21 protein-coding genes are annotated in these 19,317 nt (G+C 44.6%); 15 read left to right on the top strand and 6 right to left on the bottom strand.

Translation table 11 applies throughout. The features are described from left to right. Positions 1-2: 2 nt before the first annotated feature. On the top strand, positions 3-953 hold the full coding sequence (tal, locus tag JQC93_RS04900) for a transaldolase (protein ID WP_205157318.1): 951 nt from the start codon (positions 3-5) through the stop codon (positions 951-953). A 98-nt stretch (positions 954-1,051) separates the two neighbouring features. On the opposite strand, the gene JQC93_RS04905 is transcribed toward tal, so the two are convergent. After that, the gene (locus JQC93_RS04905; protein WP_205157396.1) at positions 1,052-1,663 is read right to left on the bottom strand and encodes a response regulator; all 612 of its coding nucleotides are present in this window, start codon (positions 1,661-1,663) and stop codon (positions 1,052-1,054) included. 67 nt (positions 1,664-1,730) lie between these two features. Then, complete coding sequence (gene narQ / locus JQC93_RS04910) at positions 1,731-3,395, bottom strand: nitrate/nitrite two-component system sensor histidine kinase NarQ (protein ID WP_205157319.1); 1,665 nt, start codon at positions 3,393-3,395, stop codon at positions 1,731-1,733. Positions 3,396-3,638: 243 nt separating this feature from the next. Here narQ and napF point away from each other — a divergent pair, with 243 nt between their 5' ends. From napF to JQC93_RS04940, 6 genes are all read left to right on the top strand, one after another. Next, positions 3,639-4,127, top strand: a complete 489-nt coding sequence (napF, locus tag JQC93_RS04915) for a ferredoxin-type protein NapF (RefSeq protein ID WP_205157397.1) — start codon at positions 3,639-3,641, stop codon at positions 4,125-4,127. Positions 4,128-4,164: 37 nt separating this feature from the next. After that, positions 4,165-4,464 (top strand): chaperone NapD, encoded by a 300-nt coding sequence (locus tag JQC93_RS04920; protein ID WP_205157320.1) that lies wholly within the window; start codon positions 4,165-4,167, stop codon positions 4,462-4,464. Next, positions 4,461-6,950: a periplasmic nitrate reductase subunit alpha gene (gene napA / locus JQC93_RS04925; RefSeq protein ID WP_205157321.1), complete on the top strand. Its 2,490-nt coding sequence runs from the start codon at positions 4,461-4,463 to the stop codon at positions 6,948-6,950. The genes JQC93_RS04920 and napA overlap by 4 nt, the downstream gene beginning before the upstream one ends. 85 nt (positions 6,951-7,035) lie before the next feature. Next, positions 7,036-7,491 (top strand): nitrate reductase cytochrome c-type subunit, encoded by a 456-nt coding sequence (locus tag JQC93_RS04930; RefSeq protein ID WP_205157322.1) that lies wholly within the window; start codon positions 7,036-7,038, stop codon positions 7,489-7,491. 15 nt (positions 7,492-7,506) lie between these two features. Beyond that, a complete protein-coding gene (locus JQC93_RS04935) occupies positions 7,507-8,079 on the top strand; it encodes a NapC/NirT family cytochrome c (protein WP_205157323.1) in 573 nt (190 codons plus the stop codon). A gap of 1 nt (position 8,080) precedes the next feature. After that, on the top strand, positions 8,081-8,209 hold the full coding sequence (locus JQC93_RS04940; RefSeq protein ID WP_205157324.1) for a TIGR02808 family protein: 129 nt from the start codon (positions 8,081-8,083) through the stop codon (positions 8,207-8,209). 83 nt (positions 8,210-8,292) lie between these two features. Here the strand turns inward: JQC93_RS04940 and JQC93_RS04945 are convergent, their stop codons facing one another. Continuing rightward, complete coding sequence (locus JQC93_RS04945) at positions 8,293-9,261, bottom strand: NAD-dependent epimerase/dehydratase family protein (RefSeq protein WP_328833250.1); 969 nt, start codon at positions 9,259-9,261, stop codon at positions 8,293-8,295. Between the two features lie 169 nt (positions 9,262-9,430). After that, positions 9,431-9,784: an NADH:ubiquinone oxidoreductase gene (locus tag JQC93_RS04950; RefSeq protein ID WP_205157326.1), complete on the bottom strand. Its 354-nt coding sequence runs from the start codon at positions 9,782-9,784 to the stop codon at positions 9,431-9,433. A gap of 411 nt (positions 9,785-10,195) precedes the next feature. On the opposite strand from JQC93_RS04950, the gene JQC93_RS04955 reads away from it, so the two are divergent. From JQC93_RS04955 to JQC93_RS04965, 3 genes are all read left to right on the top strand, one after another. Then, positions 10,196-11,428, top strand: coding sequence for an L-lactate MFS transporter (locus JQC93_RS04955; protein ID WP_205157327.1), 1,233 nt, complete (start codon positions 10,196-10,198; stop codon positions 11,426-11,428). Between the two features lie 142 nt (positions 11,429-11,570). Beyond that, positions 11,571-11,753: a hypothetical protein gene (locus JQC93_RS04960; protein ID WP_205157328.1), complete on the top strand. Its 183-nt coding sequence runs from the start codon at positions 11,571-11,573 to the stop codon at positions 11,751-11,753. Between the two features lie 127 nt (positions 11,754-11,880). Beyond that, the gene (locus tag JQC93_RS04965) at positions 11,881-12,336 is read left to right on the top strand and encodes a methylglyoxal synthase (protein ID WP_205157329.1); all 456 of its coding nucleotides are present in this window, start codon (positions 11,881-11,883) and stop codon (positions 12,334-12,336) included. Positions 12,337-12,410: 74 nt separating this feature from the next. Here the strand turns inward: JQC93_RS04965 and helD are convergent, their stop codons facing one another. Continuing rightward, positions 12,411-14,462 (bottom strand): DNA helicase IV, encoded by a 2,052-nt coding sequence (gene helD, locus JQC93_RS04970; RefSeq protein WP_205157330.1) that lies wholly within the window; start codon positions 14,460-14,462, stop codon positions 12,411-12,413. A 135-nt stretch (positions 14,463-14,597) separates the two neighbouring features. On the opposite strand from helD, the gene yccS reads away from it, so the two are divergent. The 3 genes from yccS to JQC93_RS04985 all read left to right on the top strand — a co-directional run bounded on the left by yccS (position 14,598) and on the right by JQC93_RS04985 (position 17,667). Continuing rightward, positions 14,598-16,760 (top strand): YccS family putative transporter, encoded by a 2,163-nt coding sequence (gene yccS, locus JQC93_RS04975; RefSeq protein WP_205157331.1) that lies wholly within the window; start codon positions 14,598-14,600, stop codon positions 16,758-16,760. Positions 16,761-16,769: 9 nt separating this feature from the next. Then, a complete protein-coding gene (locus tag JQC93_RS04980; protein WP_205157332.1) occupies positions 16,770-17,393 on the top strand; it encodes a DUF2057 family protein in 624 nt (207 codons plus the stop codon). A 112-nt stretch (positions 17,394-17,505) separates the two neighbouring features. Continuing rightward, positions 17,506-17,667, top strand: coding sequence for a hypothetical protein (locus tag JQC93_RS04985; protein ID WP_205157333.1), 162 nt, complete (start codon positions 17,506-17,508; stop codon positions 17,665-17,667). A gap of 10 nt (positions 17,668-17,677) precedes the next feature. On the opposite strand, the gene JQC93_RS04990 is transcribed toward JQC93_RS04985, so the two are convergent. Further along, on the bottom strand, positions 17,678-18,196 hold the full coding sequence (locus JQC93_RS04990) for an NUDIX hydrolase (protein ID WP_205157334.1): 519 nt from the start codon (positions 18,194-18,196) through the stop codon (positions 17,678-17,680). Between the two features lie 119 nt (positions 18,197-18,315). Here JQC93_RS04990 and JQC93_RS04995 point away from each other — a divergent pair, with 119 nt between their 5' ends. Beyond that, positions 18,316-18,576 (top strand): DUF333 domain-containing protein, encoded by a 261-nt coding sequence (locus JQC93_RS04995; protein WP_205157335.1) that lies wholly within the window; start codon positions 18,316-18,318, stop codon positions 18,574-18,576. A 370-nt stretch (positions 18,577-18,946) separates the two neighbouring features. Next, the gene (locus JQC93_RS05000) at positions 18,947-19,156 is read left to right on the top strand and encodes a cold-shock protein (RefSeq protein WP_084883283.1); all 210 of its coding nucleotides are present in this window, start codon (positions 18,947-18,949) and stop codon (positions 19,154-19,156) included. The last annotated feature ends 161 nt before the right edge of the window (positions 19,157-19,317 follow it).

Here is a 19,317-nt window from a genome sequence, read left to right on the forward strand (position 1 = left end):
CAATGAGCAATAAATTGAACCAACTTAAAAACGTCACTACCGTTGTAGCAGATACCGGTGATATCGAAGCGATCAAAAAATACCAACCTCAAGACGCGACCACTAATCCATCATTAATTTTAAAAGCCGCGGAAATGCCTGAGTACGCTTCACTCGTTAGCAGCGCTGTAGAATACGCAAAAGCAAATGTCAGCGGCAAGGCAGAGCAAATTGAGCTAGCGTGCGATCGTCTAGCGGTTATTATTGGCCAAGAAATCCTAAATATTGTCCCTGGTAGAATCTCTACAGAAGTCGACGCACGCCTGTCTTACGATACCGAAAACAGCGTGAAAAAGGCGCGTCAAATCATCGCAATGTACGCTGAACAAGGTATTGGTAAAGAGCGCATCTTGATCAAGCTAGCATCGACCTGGGAAGGCATCCAAGCGGCAAAAGTGCTTGAAGCGGAAGGCATTAATTGTAATCTAACGTTACTATTCTCCTTTGCACAGGCCAAAGCATGCGCTGAAGCGGGCGTTTACCTTATTTCGCCGTTTGTAGGTCGTATTATGGATTGGTACAAAGCGAAGCAAGGCGTTGATTTTGAAGCTGCAGAAGATCCAGGCGTACTATCAGTGACCAAGATCTACAATTACTACAAACAACACGGCTATAACACCGTTGTAATGGGAGCATCATTCCGTAATACTGGCGAAATTTTAGAGCTAGCGGGTTGTGATCGTCTCACCATCAGCCCACAACTTTTAGAAGAGCTAGAAAATGCCAACGGTGATGTACCAACTAAGTTAGTCGATACTGGGGCCACAGAGAAAGCGCCAGCTGAACTTACTCATGCAGAGTTTCTTTGGGAGCATAACCTTGACCCAATGGCTGTGGAGAAGCTTGCCGAAGGCATCCGTAACTTTGCCGTAGACCAAGGCAAACTAGAAACAAAGATTGAAGCAATGCTGTAAATCCAGCTTGCACTAAAATGGGAGGCCTAGCCTCCCATTTTATTATCCGCAATGTGCCCCCTACAAATAGCGCACTGTGAACACTCCATCAGGAACCGTTATGAACGACCGTAATAGTCGAAATACAATACTGTTGCAGCCGTTCTTGAAGGAACATCGAGTTTCTTCAACAAGCTTTTCATATGAACCTTCACTGTCGACTCCGAAATGAATAGCTGGTCAGCAATTTCACGGTTTCGTTTACCTAGTGCAACATTTTCGAGGATCTGAGTTTCTCGCTGCGTAAGATGATCAAACGGATTGCTTTTCTGACCATTGCTGTCAATAAAGGTTTGGATTTCTTTGCTATAGACTGGGTTATTCTTGCCTACATTTCTTAGTTTATTGACCAAATCATCAGGTTCGGTGTCTTTAAGTAAGTAGCCATCAGCGCCCGCCCTTATTAGAGCCGAAATATCTGCAGGGCTATCTGAAACAGTAAGAATAACAATGTAACTTTCCACACCGTCTTGCCTCAACCCATTAAGTGTGTCGAGCCCCGACATACCTTTCATGTTGAGATCCAGTACAATCAAATCAATGTCGTTTTGACTTGCTATGGCAATTGCATCGGTGCCATTACTTGCTTCGCAAACGACATCAAAATCATCTTCGCTTTCCAGCAGTTGCCTAATGCCCCGTCGCATGAGAGGGTGATCATCTACTAGCATCACACGAATGGAAGTTGATTCGGTTTCAGTCTTGTTATTCTCGTCCAACGTTGGTTCCTTTCTTTGCTTATGCCTGTGGTTCAAAGCACATGTGAATCCTGCTGCCCTGACCTATAGTCGACTCAATGCTTATTGTACCGCCTAATTGCTCGGTACGCTCATGTAAAATCGCCAATCCGTAATGACCATCTTGCGATTTCCCCACTTCAAATCCTTTTCCATCGTCGTTCACTTCGATACACACTTCATTGCCACGATCGATACAAGCAATACTGATGTGGTTAGCCCGAGCATGTTTGGCAGCATTCAATGTTGCTTCGCGCACAATTTGTAAAACGTGAACATGCTGTTCAGCGGTTAATCTTAGTGAATTCAGTTGGTTATTATACTCTATTTTCGCATCCGTTCGACCTTGTAGATCTTCAACGGTAGTTTTTAAAGCTTCTGCAAAATTCAGCTCACCGACAGGCAACCTAAACGTTTTCAGCAGTTCACGGAGCTGCTGATAACACGAGCGCAAACCTTCGTCCAAATCGAGCACCACAGGGTGACTGCTGAGCTCTCGTTTTAGTAATACGGTTTGAATCTTCAAATAGGACAAATTTTGGGCTAAAGAGTCATGCAGTTCACGGGCTATGGTTGCCCTTTCGGTGTGAATAAGGAGCTGCTGCTGCTGTTTCTTGGTGGCTTTGTAGTAGATCGCTCGCGAATATATTTGAGTAAAGCTTTCGATAAAACTTTCATCGACTTCTTCATTTAGAAAGAGCGTAATCTGACCTTGCTCTATATCGCTGTACTGGAGTTTGCGCTGAGTAGTGATAGCTCCCGTCGATGCCCCCGACACGAACAAAACATCTACGTCCGACTCATCGATAACAATCGCCTTTACGCCCGCTACCGATGAATGGGCAACCAACTCGTCGAGCATCGTTTGAAAAAGACTGTAATTGAGACTCGGGTCTGCCAACAGACTTGTCGTGCGGTAGAGTGTATTTAACGACCCATTGGCTTGTTGCAGTTCGCTGGTCTTTTGCGCTACCGCGGATTCTAGATCATCGTATAACTGTCCAAGCTCTTTGGACATCAACGTAAAGCTACGTCCAACATAGTCCATCTCTTTGCTGCCACTGGGTTTGAGGTGTATATCAAACTCGCGGCGTTGGATAGACTGACTCGCCTCTATTAAACCATTGACCGGTTCCAGTACTCGTTTTCGAACGATAAGCAATATGTACAGAGATACAACCAGTATGCCCCCCAATCCAAATCCACCAATAAGGGCTAAGTTTTGCAGCTTTTTCTCCGAGTAGACTTGCAGTTTACTCACCAACTGATCGATTTGTGTGACAAACTCTTGAACCGAATGCAAGTACTGATCATTACGGTCACTGAGCAGCACCCGTTTTAACATCAACCATCGGTCTATGAGCTTCAAATAATCATTGCGAATATCTTCCGGAGCAGCCCAGTGATCCAGTGCAGACATTGACGGAGAGTACAGTGACGATTCAAATTGCTTAACATGAAGATCAAAAAGATCGTCCTGGGATTGAATATCGTAGGCCAACCGATAACTTTGCATACGCATTGAGCCCGAGACATTAATAGCCTCACCGTCTCGCATACTCATGTTTAAGCTCAATAATGAGTAGACTGTTGTAAACAGTGACAAAAGCCCAATGGCTAATAAGCACAGAACAAATGACCGAATCAAAGATTTAGGTTGTCGCACACGCCCTCCTTAGGGCATCAAAAAACAGCGGTTTTCTAACTAAAAGACTGAATATTCAAATAATATGTGATTAAGCGCATCCCATATTCATGATCTGAATCAAGTTACATTCCAGTTTACCCCTTTTGAGCTATTTTAGTCATCCGTACGATAACTAAACTATGAGTATAAGAAGTGTTTTACGGTTTTTTTTAAAAACCATAGCGTTACGTCACCTTTTTGGGCAATAAGCACGGTATTCAATTGGTAGATACTGACAAACGTCGTTTGTTTCGTCGCAAATACGTCAAACCAGGGAACTTACCTTGGCTTTCAGAGCCACAGGCGTTCTCACAACAGTGCACTCGCTGTGGTGAATGTGCGTCAGTGTGTGAAACAAACATAATTACCAAAGGTGATGGTGGCTTTCCAGCTGTCGATTTCGCCCAAGGAGAATGCACCTTTTGCTATAAATGCGCAAAAAGCTGTCCCGAAAAACTATTTAGCCCTCAATCGACTAAGCCTTGGGAGCAAATAGCTACGATCAGTAATCAATGCCTTGCAAAGCAAGGCGTCGATTGCAGAGTGTGTGAAGAGTCTTGTGAGCCCTTTGCCATTCAGTTTAAACCACAATTGGGCAGTGTCGCGCAACCCACTATAGAGCTCGATGCTTGCAATGGTTGTGGCGGATGCGTTGCAAGTTGCCCAACAAAGGCAATTACCGTAAACACCATCGACATTCAAAATATTTAACCCGAAGAGCACTCTTCAAAAGCAGGTGTAGTAGTACATGGAAGAAGTCCACATATCCAGCTTGGTGGTTCATGCTGAGCCCACCCATCTAGAGGACGTGAAAGCGGCCATTTTAGCACTGCCCGGCAGCGAAATTTACGGCGATGACCCACATGGAAAGATAGTCGTGGTGATGACGACAGAAAACCAAGGGTTCATAACCACAACAATAGACAAAATCTCTAACCTTGAGCACGTGTTAAACGTTGCCTTGGTTTACCATCATATCGAAAAAGAGACCGAGACCTTTGATAAGCCTATCAATGACCTCTCAGTTGAAGCAAAAGGTGACGTATGAAATTAACACGACGTGAATTTGTGAAAGCCAATGCTGCGGCTTCTGCAGCAGCGGTAGCAGGTATAGCCCTGCCCGCTCAGGCAACAAACCTTATTGCGAGTTCAGATCAAACTGCTATCACATGGGATAAGGCGCCTTGTCGTTTTTGTGGTACAGGTTGTTCCGTTCTGGTAGGGACACAAAACGGTAAAGTAGTCGCGACTCAGGGTGATCCAGAGTCTCCAGTAAACAAAGGTCTTAACTGTATTAAAGGTTACTTCCTGTCAAAAATCATGTATGGCGAAGACCGTTTAACCCAACCTCTTTTGCGTATGAAAGATGGCGAATTCCACAAAGATGGTGATTTCCAACCAGTTTCTTGGGACAAAGCCTTCGATGTGATGGCCGACAAATGGAAAGGCGCGCTTCAAAAGCAAGGACCTTCTGGTGTCGGTATGTTTGGCTCTGGCCAATGGACTGTTATGGAAGGCTACGCTGCCGCTAAAATGATGAAAGCGGGTTTCCGTTCAAATAACATCGATCCTAACGCACGTCACTGTATGGCATCTGCGGTTGTTGGCTTTATGCGAAGCTTTGGTATTGATGAGCCAATGGGGTGTTACGACGACTTCGAAAGTGCTGATTCGTTTGTACTTTGGGGTTCGAACATGGCAGAAATGCATCCCGTTTTGTGGACGCGCATCACTGACCGCCGATTAAGTCACCCACATGTAAAAGTAAACGTACTTTCGACCTATTATCATCGTTCGTTCGAATTGGCAGACCAAGGATACATTTTTGAACCACAGTCTGACTTGGCCATTGCTAACTTTATCGCCAACTACATCATCGAAAATGATGCAGTGAACTGGGACTTTGTTAATAAGCATACCAACTTTACTCAAGCAGACACAGACATCGGTTACGGCTTGCGCGATGATGATCCATTGCAAGTTGAAGCTGAGAAGCCGAACTCGGGCAACATGACGCCAATCAACTTTGAAGAGTATAAAAAGTCCGTTGCGCCGTACACGGTAGAAAAAGCCTCTGAAATCTCAGGTGTCTCGACCGAGAAGCTGATTGAGCTTGCGAAGCAATATGCCGATCCAAACACCAAAGTCATGTCTTTGTGGACCATGGGTATGAACCAACATACACGCGGTGTATGGATGAATAGCCTAGTTTACAACATTCACCTATTGACTGGTAAGATCGCCACCCCAGGCAATAGCCCGTTCTCTTTGACCGGTCAGCCATCTGCCTGTGGTACGGCTCGCGAAGTAGGTACGTTTGCTCACCGTCTGCCTGCTGATATGGTAGTTGCTAACCCGAAACACCGAAAAATCGCTGAAGACATTTGGCAGATCCCTGACGGCGTAATCCCACCGAAACCAGGCTATCACGCAGTTCTTCAAGATCGCATGCTAAACGACGGCAAACTTAATGCGTATTGGGTAATGTGTAATAACAACCTGCAAGCGGGTCCAAACATCAACAATGAACGTCTTCCTGGTTACCGTAACCCTGACAACTTCATTGTCTGCTCAGACCCTTATCCTACTGCAACAGCCCAAGCTGCTGACTTGATTCTTCCAACAGCAATGTGGATTGAAAAAGAAGGCGCTTACGGTAATGCTGAGCGCCGTACCCAAGCTTGGTACCAACAAGTCGATACCATTGGCGAAGCCAAATCAGACTTGTGGCAAGTAATGGAGTTTTCCAAGCGCTTCAAAATGGAAGAAGTTTGGACAGAAGAGCAGCTCGCTATGGCACCACAATATCGTGGTAAAACCATGTACGAAATGCTGTTTGAAAATGGCCAAATTAACCAGTTCCCAGTTGAAGAAGCAAAAGAGCTTAATGACGATGCTCACCACTTTGGCTACTACGTTCAAAAGGGTATCTTCGAAGAGTACGCCCGCTTTGGCCGTGACCATGGCCATGACTTGGCGCCTTACGACGTATACCACCAAGTACGCGGTTTACGTTGGCCAGTGGTTGACGGTAAAGAAACTAAATGGCGTTTCAAAGAAGGCTCGGATCCATACGCGAAGCCAGGCTCAGGTTGGGACTTCTATGGTAAACCAGACGGTAAGGCATTGATCATTTCAGCACCGTATGAAGCACCACCTGAAGTGCCAGATAGCGAGTACGATATGTGGTTATGTACCGGCCGAGTCCTTGAACATTGGCATACCGGCACAATGACGCGTCGTGTACCTGAGCTTTATAAAGCGGTTCCTGATGCACTCTGTTATATCCACCCAGCAGATGCAAAAGAGAAAGGCTTACGTCGCGGAGACGAAGTGCTGATTTCGAACAAGCGCGGTGAAGTAAGAGTGCGTGTAGAGACTCGCGGTCGAAATCGACCACCTCAGGGATTGGTCTTTGTTCCTTTCTTTGACGCACGCATTTTAATAAACAAGCTGATTCTTGATGCAACCGACCCGTTGTCAAAACAGACAGACTTTAAAAAGTGTCCGGTTAAAATCACTAAGGTCGCTTAGGCCAACAGCAGTAAGGCCATGATTAGTTGTGGGTTATCAAACCACGTTCATGGCCACTATTTGAGCCTATAGGCGGAGAGTTATTATGAAAAAACGTTTATTAACAGTTATTTCGCTTACTATGCTGGTTGCAGGTATTGTAAACGCAGAACTGAACAACCCCGGTGGTATTGGTGGTGTGAATTCGCTTCGTGGTGCAAGCGAACTGGAAGACACACGCCCTGCCGACGACTTTAAGAAGTACCCTAGAGATCAGGTTCTAGAAGCCGATTTTGTTTACCAGCCGCCTCTTATTCCGCACAATATTCGTGGATATGAAGTGTCGCTTAATGCAAATAAATGTCTAGCATGCCATAGCTGGAAGAACGCTCCTGAGATGGGCGCAACCAAAGTGAGTGTGACTCACTATGTAAATCGCCAAGATGCTGTACTGGCTGATGTATCGCCTCGTCGCTACTTCTGTTTGCAGTGCCATGTTCCTCAAGCAAGCGCTAACCCGCTAATTGAGAACGATTTTGAGCGTGTTGACTCACTTAAGTAATCGCCGAGGTTAGTTATGAAACTATTAAAGGCGTTCTGGCAACGCCTCATCAGTCCAAGTAAAGCAGCGGTTGGTATTGTCCTATTTATGGGCTTTGCTGGTGGTTTGCTTTTCTGGGGCGCGTTTAATACCGGCATGGAAGCGACCAATACAGAAGAGTTTTGTTCTGGATGTCACGCACCTATCGTGGCTGAAATCCAAGAGACCATTCACTATTCAAACCGCTCAGGTGTGCGCGCAATTTGTTCCGATTGCCACGTACCCCATGAGTGGTCAGATAAAATTGTTCGTAAAGTTCAAGCCTCGAAAGAGCTGTTCTTCCATTTCATGGGTACCATCGATACCGAAGAGAAGTTTAAAGCTCGTCGCGGCCACTTAGCGGAGCGTGAATGGGCAAGACTGAAAAACAACGACTCGTTGGAATGTCGTAACTGTCACGAGTTTGAGTTTATGGACTTTTCTGAACAAGGGCCACGCAGTGCTAAGCAGCACTCTACTGCGCTCGCGTCTGGCGAAAAGACCTGTGTGGACTGTCATAAAGGTATCGCACACAAACTTCCAGATATGCATGGCGTAGAGGGGTGGTAACATGAGTCAATTTGAATCCATTGTTTGGCACGTACTCGGTTACAGCGCAATGCCAGTAATCATTCTAGGCGGTTTTGCCGGTGTCGCGGCTCTATCGATATGGTTACTCTCGATGACCAAAGATAAATAGCGTTTACTAAACCCAAAAAAGGGCCATTAGGCCCTTTTTTATTGCGTGTCTATTTTTATTGCGTGTACGTGGGAAAAAACCCGCTAGCGGTGATACTGCTTAAACCATCGAACAAAGTTCCCTACTCCCTCTTCAACGCCAACTTGTGGTTGGTAGTTGATGTAGGCTTCGAGTTCTTTGGTATCTGCCCACGTTGCCTCTACATCGCCAGGTTGCATTGGAAGATTATTTCTAATGGCTTTGGTACCCGTGGCGAGTTCTATAGCGGCAATAAAGGCCTCTAAAGAAGTTGGCTTACCAGCGCCAATATTCAACAGTTTATACGGCGCTTCGCCGTGTACAGATTGAGGCGGTTTATCACACACTCGAATCACACCCTCGACAATGTCGTCAATGTAAGTAAAGTCACGGCTAAGTGCACCATGGTTGTATACATCAATAGGCTGATTATCGAAAAGCGCGGTCGTAAACTTATACAAGGCCATATCAGGTCTTCCCCATGGACCGTACACAGTAAAAAAGCGCAGTCCCGTGACGGGCAGTTGATGTATGTGAGAGTAACTGTGCGCGATCATTTCGTTTGATTTTTTGGTTGCTGCGTATAGAGATATTGGATTGTCGACTTTGTCGTTAGTGGTAAACGGCATCTTGTCATTCAATCCATAGACAGAACTACTCGACGCATACACCAAATGGCCAATCCCATGGATGGCACAACAATCGACAATATTAAAGTAGCCCACTAAATTACTGTCGATATAGGCTTTAGGGTTATCAATCGAATATCGTACCCCTGCCTGCGCCGCTAGGTGAATCACAACATCAAAGGTATGCTCTGCAAAGAGTTTATCCATAAGATCGCGACGCATAATGTCCGCTTTGATAAAACTAAAATTAGGGTGTTTTATGTGCGCTAGTCGCGCAAGTTTTAACTGAGGCGAGTAATAGTCGTTGAGGTTATCAACGCCAACAACATCATGACCCAACTGACACAATTTTTGGCATACTGCTGAGCCAATAAACCCCGCAACACCTGTCACCAAATACTTCACTTTCATCCCTGCCTATTTTGAAGACTTGTTTAGACCATACAGGCCAATGCTGAGTGAATATGCGTCAGAACTAAGACACTTTCCAATGTGATTGTGAAGTATTAAAAATGAGCCACTTTATTCAAAGTGACTCATACAGAGCGCCGCTTAAAAAGAAACGAAAGAAGGGTTACGCAGCGTTAGACATCATTTGGTTAACTTGACGATCTTTTCGACTAAATAATAAGTAAGTAATCGAAATCAAGTAAAACAAGTAAGCGTAAGAGAAGATAAGGGGCGATGAGATCACGGCACTTTTTACGCCGATGAGAACACCTACGACCGTAACGGTCAGTTTGGCTAATGCGCCACAAATGAGCAAAAACAGCGCTAACTGCGGTATTTTAGTCACACGAGCGGCAATGCCGTAATAAGCTAAAACCGACATGCTAGCAATAAGCAATGCGGCAATAAACGATGTCATATGATCCATTGACAGATAAAATCCCAAAGATGACAACAGCGCAACGATTGCGTATTTCATGGTGTGCCTTTTGAGTAGTTACAACGAATTAAGGTAGTTGAAGAATTATTCACCCTTCGGCGGCATTATCGTAGATAAACTAATCAACTTCTACTAGATTTTGACAACAATAATTCACCAACCAAAGAGTTAAATAGTTGATTAGTTTAAATGTATACATGTTGTTGCAATTAAATGAGTGCTTTGTAATTGACGCCCCTTTTTAGAGCAATAAAACACGTTTTACTGGCTAACCTAGCGCCCATTTGTAGTGATTATGTTAAGCGAAGGTAGCCGCTGAGTAATTTATCCTATTTGATGAATTTTTCTACACAAATAGTGATTCACTTCTCATTTTTATTGGCTATAATGCGCGCTCAAAATGAGTTGATAAGTTCAACTTTTTTAGTATTCACACCATTAGAGCAACCTATGACCAACTTTAAAAAAGCAACAAAAATCCTCGTCGCCGGTTTTTGTATAAACCTCTGTTTAGGGATCTTATACGCATGGAGTGTATTCAATAAGTCATTAGTCACCATTAATGGTTGGAACGCTGCCGACGCGTCTCAGCCATACGCAGTGGCAACCATCACTTTCTCTATCGCTCTTTTGGTTGCCGGTATCTTGCAAGACCGTATGGGTCCTCGCAAAATCTTAATTCTTGGTACTGTTCTAACTGGTCTAGGCATGATTTTGTCTAGCTTCGCTACAACGCCAATGGGTCTAAGCATCACATTCGGTGTGATTGCTGGCGCAGGCATTGGATTCGGTTATGCTTGTCTTTCACCTGCAGCAATGAAGTGGTTCCACTCTAGCAAGAAAGGATTGGTTAACGGTCTAATTGCTGCGGGTTTTGGTCTCGCTGCTGTTTATTTAGCGCCTCTTACTGCAGCGTTGATCGCTCAGTATGGTATTAATCAAAGCTTCCTAATTTTAGGTGTGGGAATCCTGGTGATCTCGGTTCCTTTAGCAGCAACCATCACTAACCCGCCAGAAGGTTATAAGCCTGAAGCCCCTAAAAATGCCCTGAAAGCGGCAAAAAGTGGTGCTGCAGCGGCTGACATCGAGTGGAAAACCATGCTTAAAACGCCACAGTTTTACAGCTTGTGGATTATGTATGCACTTGCATCGGCTGTTGGCCTAATGGTTATCGGTAACATCACAACGATTGCGAGTGTGCAAGCCAATATCCCGGACGCTGTATACTTGGCATCGATTCTTGCCATATTCAACTCTGGTGGCCGCGTAGCTGCGGGCATTCTTTCAGACAAAATAGGTGGCGTTCGTACACTTTTCCTAGCGTTTGCATTGCAAGGCGCCAACATGATTATGTTTGCAACCTACACATCTGAAATGGGCATGATTATTGGTACAGCTGCTGCTGCACTTGGTTATGGCACGCTTCTGGCTGTATTCCCATCTATCACAGCAGAATACTACGGCCTTAAAAACTACGGTACCAACTATGGTGTGCTGTACACAGCTTGGGGTATCGGTGGAGCAATCGGTGCAATGGTCGTCGGTATTTCTATGGCGCAAGGCACTGGATATACGCTAGCCTATACCATTTCTGCGGCAATGATGGCCGTGTGTGTTGCACTTACTTTTGTCACAAAACCGGTGAAACAAGAGCAAAGTAATACCGAAGCAATTACTGCTTAAAAGAGAATAGTCTTAGATTTCAAGCCTGTGCTATCGCACAGGCTTTTTTCGTTTAGGCGCAGTGATCCTTCTTAAGCGGTATCGACTACAATTAACAAGACTATTCATTGTAGCCGTCAACGAACTTGGCAGGAGGACTCACATGGATACTCAAGACCGAATAGACGACTTAGAACAGCAAATGTATGTAGCATGTTCAGATGGTGACTACCATTCAATGAACCTCATTGAGCAACAAATAGAGCAGCTCAAAGCCAATCTAGGTACCTCCCTTCTCGATGATCCTTACGCAACAGAAAGCAAATGGGATACAGAATCGTACTAGCTTTACTGAAAACGCGAGTCTGACCAATAATTGCAGTGTATAGCTCAAAACTTTGTTCAGATTCGCTTTTTTTTACTGCCTGCACTGTGGCAACATGGCTAGATTATCTAAATACGAGGAACTATCCATGGAAACGACGGTGCGCACCATGCCCGCTCACAAACACATCGCACTTGTAGCACACGACAACCGCAAACAAGATCTCGTCAGATGGGTTAAAGAAAACCAACACAAGCTGCAAAGTCATTTTCTGTATGCCACCGGTACAACTGGCCACATTCTGAGTAAGGAAACCGGTCTCGCGATTAAAAGCCTAATCAGTGGTCCTATGGGAGGCGATCAACAGCTTGGTGCGCTGATTTCGGAAGGCAAAATCGACATGATGGTGTTTTTTTGGGATCCACTCAATGCCGTGCCTCACGACCCAGATGTGAAAGCACTATTGCGCATAGCCAGTGTTTGGAACATTCCAGTTGCAACAAATCGAGCAACCGCTAAATTTCTGTTCGAGTCTGCATTAATAGAGCAAGAAGTCGACATCGAGATCCCAGATTATCAAGCTTATTTAGACGCCAGAATTTAACTCTACAGGTCAAAAGCCGACAATAAAAAACGGTACCCAATTGGGGTACCGTTTTTTATTTGCTTTTTTAGTTCCTAGGCGAGATTCACACCTTCATAATCGCTTAACTCATCAATAAACGTGGACGCAGCGGCGTCATAGCAGATAAAGACATGCTCTTTTGCACGGGTCATTGCTGTGTACATTAGTCGACGCTCTTCTGCGTGTTCTATCCCTTCATCTCGGTCGCGTAGCGCTTCGACAAGGTGAGAGGTTCGTTCCTTTGCCGGGAACTCGTTGTTATTCACCCCTACAACCACAACGTAATCGCTCTCCTGCCCTTTACTGGCATGACAAGTCATGAACTGAAACTCTAGATGCTGAAAGGTAGAACTCCATTCTTTAACATCTGCGGGTTGATGCCGGTGGTTTCGACCTAATACCAGCACGCTATGTGTGTGAGTCAAGCTATCGTCAAGCTTCTTAAGTCGAGCAAACAGGTGTGATTGAGAAAACACCGTCACTGACGCCTCATCCGCAGAGCGTTGAGCCACAATCGATTTGGCCAACTGAGATGGGTTTTGGCCAATAAAGCGCTCTGCTACAGCGGCAATTTGACTGTTGCAACGATAACTGCGATCCAAGTGATGGATTTTCGCAGGATAGAAACGATTTGAAAACTGAGTAGTTAGCGCTATATCACTGCCAGAAAAACGATAGATCGATTGCCAATCATCTCCTACCGCAAACAATGACATATCTGGATTATTAAGTTTTAAAGACTCCAAAAACGCCAATCTCATTGGCGAGATATCTTGGAACTCATCAACAGCCAAAAACTGCCAGTCCCCTTTAAATTTACCTTTATTAAGATACTGTGTTGCCTTAATGATCATCGAATCAAAATCGTACTCGCCTTGTGCGTTCAGATATTTTTTCCAAGCTACATAGGCAGGCCAGCACAGCTGCAACTCGCTGTTAAGCCGCGAATAGTCTGTATGATCTATAAGCTGCTGCTGAATGCTTTTCTTATCTAGATTTTCACCACTTAAGCCACTCACTTGTTGCTCTAACCATGCAATAAGTCTTGGGTTTTCAACTTGTTCAATTAACGCTTCGTCACCACTCAAATAAGCAATGGGCCATTGAGAAAGGTGTTTTTGCCAACGTCGAAAGTGAGCGGGATTACCCCAATGTTCTCTCAACCATTGAGAGCACCAAGCCTGTTTTTGTTTCAGATTAGTAGCGATACTCGAAAAGCTTGGGGCCTGGTTTTCAACGGTATGGACAATATGCATTGCCAATTTATGAAAGGTATTAACCCTTACGTTAATCGCCGAGCTGCCAATACGGGAATCCAAACGCCGGCGCATCTCTTTTGACGCTTCATTGCCAAAGGCTAACACCACCATATTTTCCGCTTGTAACTGATGGCTTTGCAGTAAATAAGCGATTTTGGCGGTGATTACACTGGTTTTTCCTGTCCCAGCGCCTGCCAATACCAAAGTATTGTCTTCATCGATCAGTACCGCGACCTGTTGTGAATGATTAAGCGGAGCACGTTCTATCTGTGAGAAAAACACATGCCAATTTTCGAGCTCAATGTCTAACCAATTTTGGTTTCTTTTATTAAGTAATTCGTCCGATTGTTGCCAAGGTAACAGCGGCGATACGCCTGTTGGCATACGTTGAGTCGCCTCTTTCATCCCATAACCAATTTCGGTGAGATCCTCACCAATCATTTCTCGCCAGTGATTTAGCCGGCTCTGCTTAACGTAAGCCGGTAACTTAATGATTTGATTAAGAGAGTCATGCCACTTAGGCAAGTACAAGCCTAATTTCCGACATTGAATTCGGTGCCACTTTTCGTAGCAAAGAGTCGATTTTTCTGCAAACTTCTGCGCTTCATTCCAATCTAAACCACAGATCGTCCACACCTCTTGGCGACCGTCACTTTCGAGTCCAAGAATTGACAATTGCGCCCAACGAACTCCCCGTTTAACGGTAATTTTTCCGCACAAATGGGTAAACGGCAGTATCACGCTCTGCGTATTGCTCGCGAGTTCAAACTGATCGGCTTTTACTGCAACGCTGGCGAATTCACTATGAATAAAAAACTGCGCAAGAGGAGTGGCTTGGATCTGCATTGCCTGTCGAGGCCCTAATTATGGTCATTCTTTCCAAAGTGTACACCTAACATCAATCAAAACACCAGACTCTAGTGGACAAATTGAGACGACATATCATACTCTTAGCCTCTGTAAAACGAATTGTTGTACTACGTGAACTCTCAGTCAAAAGTAAAGCCTATGTGGGCTAAGAATACCCTTAATTATGCGTTGCTCATCGCCGCGGCGATGTTGGGCGCGCTGAGCGTCTCATATTACCTGCAAGACAGCACTCTTATTACACCTTTGTCGCTAGGCATTATTGCTGCGGCACTTGCGGAATCGGATGATAGTTTTTGGGGGCGTATTAGGGCGATCCTATTAACCTTCCTCTGTTTTGCTTTTGCGTCCTGGTCCACAGCTATTTTATTCCCCTACCCACTCCTTTTCTCAATAGGTTTGCTCACCAGTACCTTTGGGTTTGTCATGCTAGGAGCGATTGGCCCTCGATACAGCAGTATCGCCTTTGGCTCGCTGCTTATTGCCATTTATACCATGCTGGGTATGGACACGACTGGCGTTGGCCCTGACCAAACTTTTTTGCTGCTGGCGGGTGCTTTTTGGTACTACTTACTCTCGATGATCTGGAACAGTGTTTTTCCAATGCAACCTGTCCAGCAAGCTGTGAGTGATGTATTTGACAGTTTAGGGGCCTATTTACACAGCAAGAGCCAGCTATTTAAAGCGTCAGAGACTTTAGTACCTCAGCCTTTTCGACTCAGAGAAGCCGAGCTAAACGCAGTAACCGTAGCCCACTTAGAAACGTGCAAAGCACTGTTTATCCACCGCTCTAAGAAGGGCGTTGTTGATGGCCCTAGTGACCGTTTCTTACGGCTTTATTTTCTTGCTCAAGACATTCATGAGCGCGTCAGCTCCACGCATTATCGATACCAAGAGTTAGCACAAGCCTTTGGCCGTTCTGACATATTGTTTCGTTTTCAACACCTGCTAGAAGAACAAGCGTCAGCGTGCCAACATGCAGCACTCTCTGTCAGCGAAAATAAGCCGTTTCAATACCAACCATCTCATTCACTGATCGAATTAACGCACTCACTGGAGCACCTCGATACTCACGCGACTGACGACCAGCGTTCATTATTGCCACAGTTGCACTTTCTATTTAAAAACCTCTGCTCTGTAGAGCAGCAGCTGCGCAACATATCCAACCCTGACGCGATCGAATTTGAGGGCAGCAAACAGCTCGATGACGATCAGCCCACGTCAATTAAAGCGATGATGCTGCGAGTCTGGAAGAGCTTGTCACTAAGCTCGCCACTGTGTCGGCACGCCATTCGCTTGAGTTTGGCGTTGACCCTCGGATACGGCATCATTCAACTATTCTCCATTTCTCATGGTTACTGGATTTTGCTCACCACGTTGTTTGTGTGTCAACCAAACTTCAGTGCGACAAAACAAAAACTGCGCTCTCGTTTAATTGGCACATTAGCAGGTCTATTGGTGGGTGGGCTGTTGCTTACACTGCTTCCTACCCAGCTAGGTCAAATGATGGTCATCACCATCAGTGCGGTACTGTTTTTTAGCTTTAGGCTTAATAATTATGGATACGCCACAGCATTCATTACGGTTTTAGTGCTGTTTTGCTTTGCCCAACTAGGAGAAGGCTACGGGGTTATCCTTCCCAGACTGATCGACACCCTTATTGGCGGCAGTTTAGCGACATTAGCGGTGATATTCATACTTCCTGACTGGCAAGCAAAGCGCTTACCTAATACCACCGCTAAAGCTTTCTTGTCTAATAAAGCCTATTTAGATCAAACGATTGCACAGTATCGATTAGGAAAAGAAGACGGGTTAGCCTATCGAATCGCACGTCGTGAAGCCCATTTTGCTGATGCTCAATTGAGTACCGCCATAAGTAACATGATGATGGAACCTGAAAAGTACCAGCAGTCTAAAGAGCACTATTTTCGCTTATTGACCTTGAACCATGCTTTATTAAGCTATATTTCTACATTGGGTTCACACAGACAGCGGCTCGATGACGAATCTTTGCACAAAGCCATTTTGGATGCACACGCGACAATTCGTATGCATTTAGACAGGATCGCACAGCACATTAACGATCAGTTGCCTCTGACGAGCTTTAGTGGGACGTATCCAGCGACTCTGCCCATTGACGATGAGCTTCCAGCTAACCTGTCTGTATCGTTAATATTGCAGCAGATGCACTTGATCTATCGTATGCTCCCTGAAATGTATAGTTTGACCTCTGCCATTAATACGGCGCCCATAACGCCCTCTGAACCAGAAGCCTAGGAAATGCACATGCGCCTATCACCCCTCATTCCACTCTTCGCCCTCTCGATTGTGAGCAGCATGACGATGGCAGACGTGGTTATAAATATCCCATCTAATGTGGAGTTACTTGTGGTCAATGAAGAAAAACCAATCATTGATGGGGGCTTCTTTTCTTCAACATCGGCCACCACACTCGCTGATGGCCAGCACCAACTCGTATTTCGTGTAAAGCAGAGTTTTACACGTGGTAATGATAAAGAGCTATTTACCAGTCAACCGGTTATAGGTACATTTAGTAGCGCTCAGACTGAGCTCAGTATTGAGGTACCTAGTTTTACCACAAGCAGACAAGCAGAAGCGTTTAATGACCAGCCACAATGGCAATTGGTGACGAGCGAAGGAGAGGTGATTGAGGCCAAACAAGATAAGTTGGTCCACCATGGTATGCAAATTGGTCGTGACTTTATCTCCGAAATACAGACTTACAATCAAGGTGAAGGGGTTGCCTTATGGACCGGTGTTATCACAACTACAACCTCAGAGCATAGTCAAAGCACACCAACAACCGCAGAAGAAATGCTCCATTTTTGGTATCAAAAGGCTGACCCAGAGACTCAACAGCGGTTTAAAGATGCGATTAACGCGCAATAAGTCAAAAAATCGTTCTAGCCAGCTAATTGACATAACCATGACATTTATGTGACAGAGGTCTTATTTAGGGTGTCTATAGTACACTTAGTCACCAATAAGAACGGTCAATATTATGAATACACAACAGTTTGACGAACTGAAATCAATGATTTCAATGTTGTCGTTGGAGCAAATGAATCAAATTCAAAATGAAATCCAACGTAAAACACAATCACAGCGGCAAGAGTTGGTCACCGATGAAGAGAGCGATTACATTCAGTCTCTATTTCACTAATTAGGTAACCTTACAGCAACTCTTTGGCAATTAGCTCTAATAAATAGGTTTCTCTTTCTATGCTCAAACCTTTTTTAGCGCTGTTTGCGATCGTATTTTGATTGTGAGCGATGGCATCATGAATATTGACCCATCTCGGCACCATCCCATTTGTTTTTTCATAGCCCTCTAAACGATTCTCTCCCAGTTCCTTGTCAACATGACAGGAGTAACAGTAAGAGATCATATGCATCACATCCGCATCGTCTTTATACCAAGGTCGAAATTCTTCGTAGAGCCCAAATGGCTTGATTCTGCGAATATTGTTCGCCCCTGTCTCCTCTTCTAACTCGCGGACTAAAGCATTCAGTAAATCTTCACCTTCATCGACGCCGCCCCCTGGCAAGGTGTAATCATCGTATCGCTCCGTGTGCATCAGCAAAATAGACTCACCATCAATGCAGATGGCGCGCGTCGCCGTGCGCTGTTTAATAACACATTGATCTAAATGTTCAATATCAGGATGGGTGGCTGTACGTAGATGTCTCACGATGTTTTCTCTGGTAATTTTAACCGGGCAACACTATCACGCTAACAAAGTGATTGCACTTGCGTACAACCATTCATTACACTGGTAACGTTAAATTCAACTTGCTCTAGGAGATTGTAATGAATAAAGCATACATGACTGCCGTATTTGCGGCGGTGCTTGCTGTTGGATGTACCACCACGGAAACGGAATACACTGTAGAGAGCTGGGAGCCACTTACCGACCCAGCGGCGATGTACTGTGTTGAGCAAGAAGGCAAATTCATTCGCATCAGTGAAGGCGAAAGCCGAGTTGGCTACTGTGAATTTTCGGAAGATGAACGATACGAATTACAAGATTACTATCAACGCCATCTAGATGAACAACAGGCGGAGTCATAATTCGGCAGATGACCAAAAATAGTGCACTAGATGCACTATTTTTTTGCACATTATTCAGCCAGTGAAATGGAATAAAGTCGATATAAGTCAACTATTAATGAAACATACGACAAAAGTTGCAACCACAAATGAGACATGACTACAAATTGTATGGTTAATACTGATTTTTCGCGAAAAAGTGCAAGATTTTGATTTAAAAGCCACAACTTTACGTTATGATGTTTATCGGCTCAAAAAAACTATTACCGTTTAACGTTGTGCGTTGGTTATACACTTTCGTTTGTCATTAAATCGCAATATGTTTTGTTTAGGCTAAAAGTAGTTCATTAAGAACACGCATCGAATTTTACAAGTAATACAGGAATACACAATGTCAAACACTGTGACTGGTACCGTTAAGTGGTTCAACGAAACAAAAGGTTTTGGTTTTATTCAGCAAGAAAACGGTCCAGACGTTTTTGCTCACTTTAGTGCAATCACTGGAGACGGCTTCAAGACCCTTATCGAAGGTCAAAAAGTTGAATTCCAAATCGCGCAAGGCCAAAAAGGTCCTCAAGCAGAAGCGATCAAAGTACTTTAATTTTAAGTGCATTTGAGAATTAAAAAAAACCAGCAATTTGAACTGACCCCCAATAGTTGGACACCAATTATTGGGGGTCTTTTTATGTCCAAATACAGCAGAGCATTAAAATGCTCTATAGCTAAACAATATCTACAAGGCGAAGGTTCATCTGAAGAGCT

The sequence above is a fragment of the Vibrio ulleungensis genome (genome assembly GCF_016900875.1).
GTDB classification, from domain to species: Bacteria; Pseudomonadota; Gammaproteobacteria; order Enterobacterales; family Vibrionaceae; genus Vibrio; species Vibrio ulleungensis.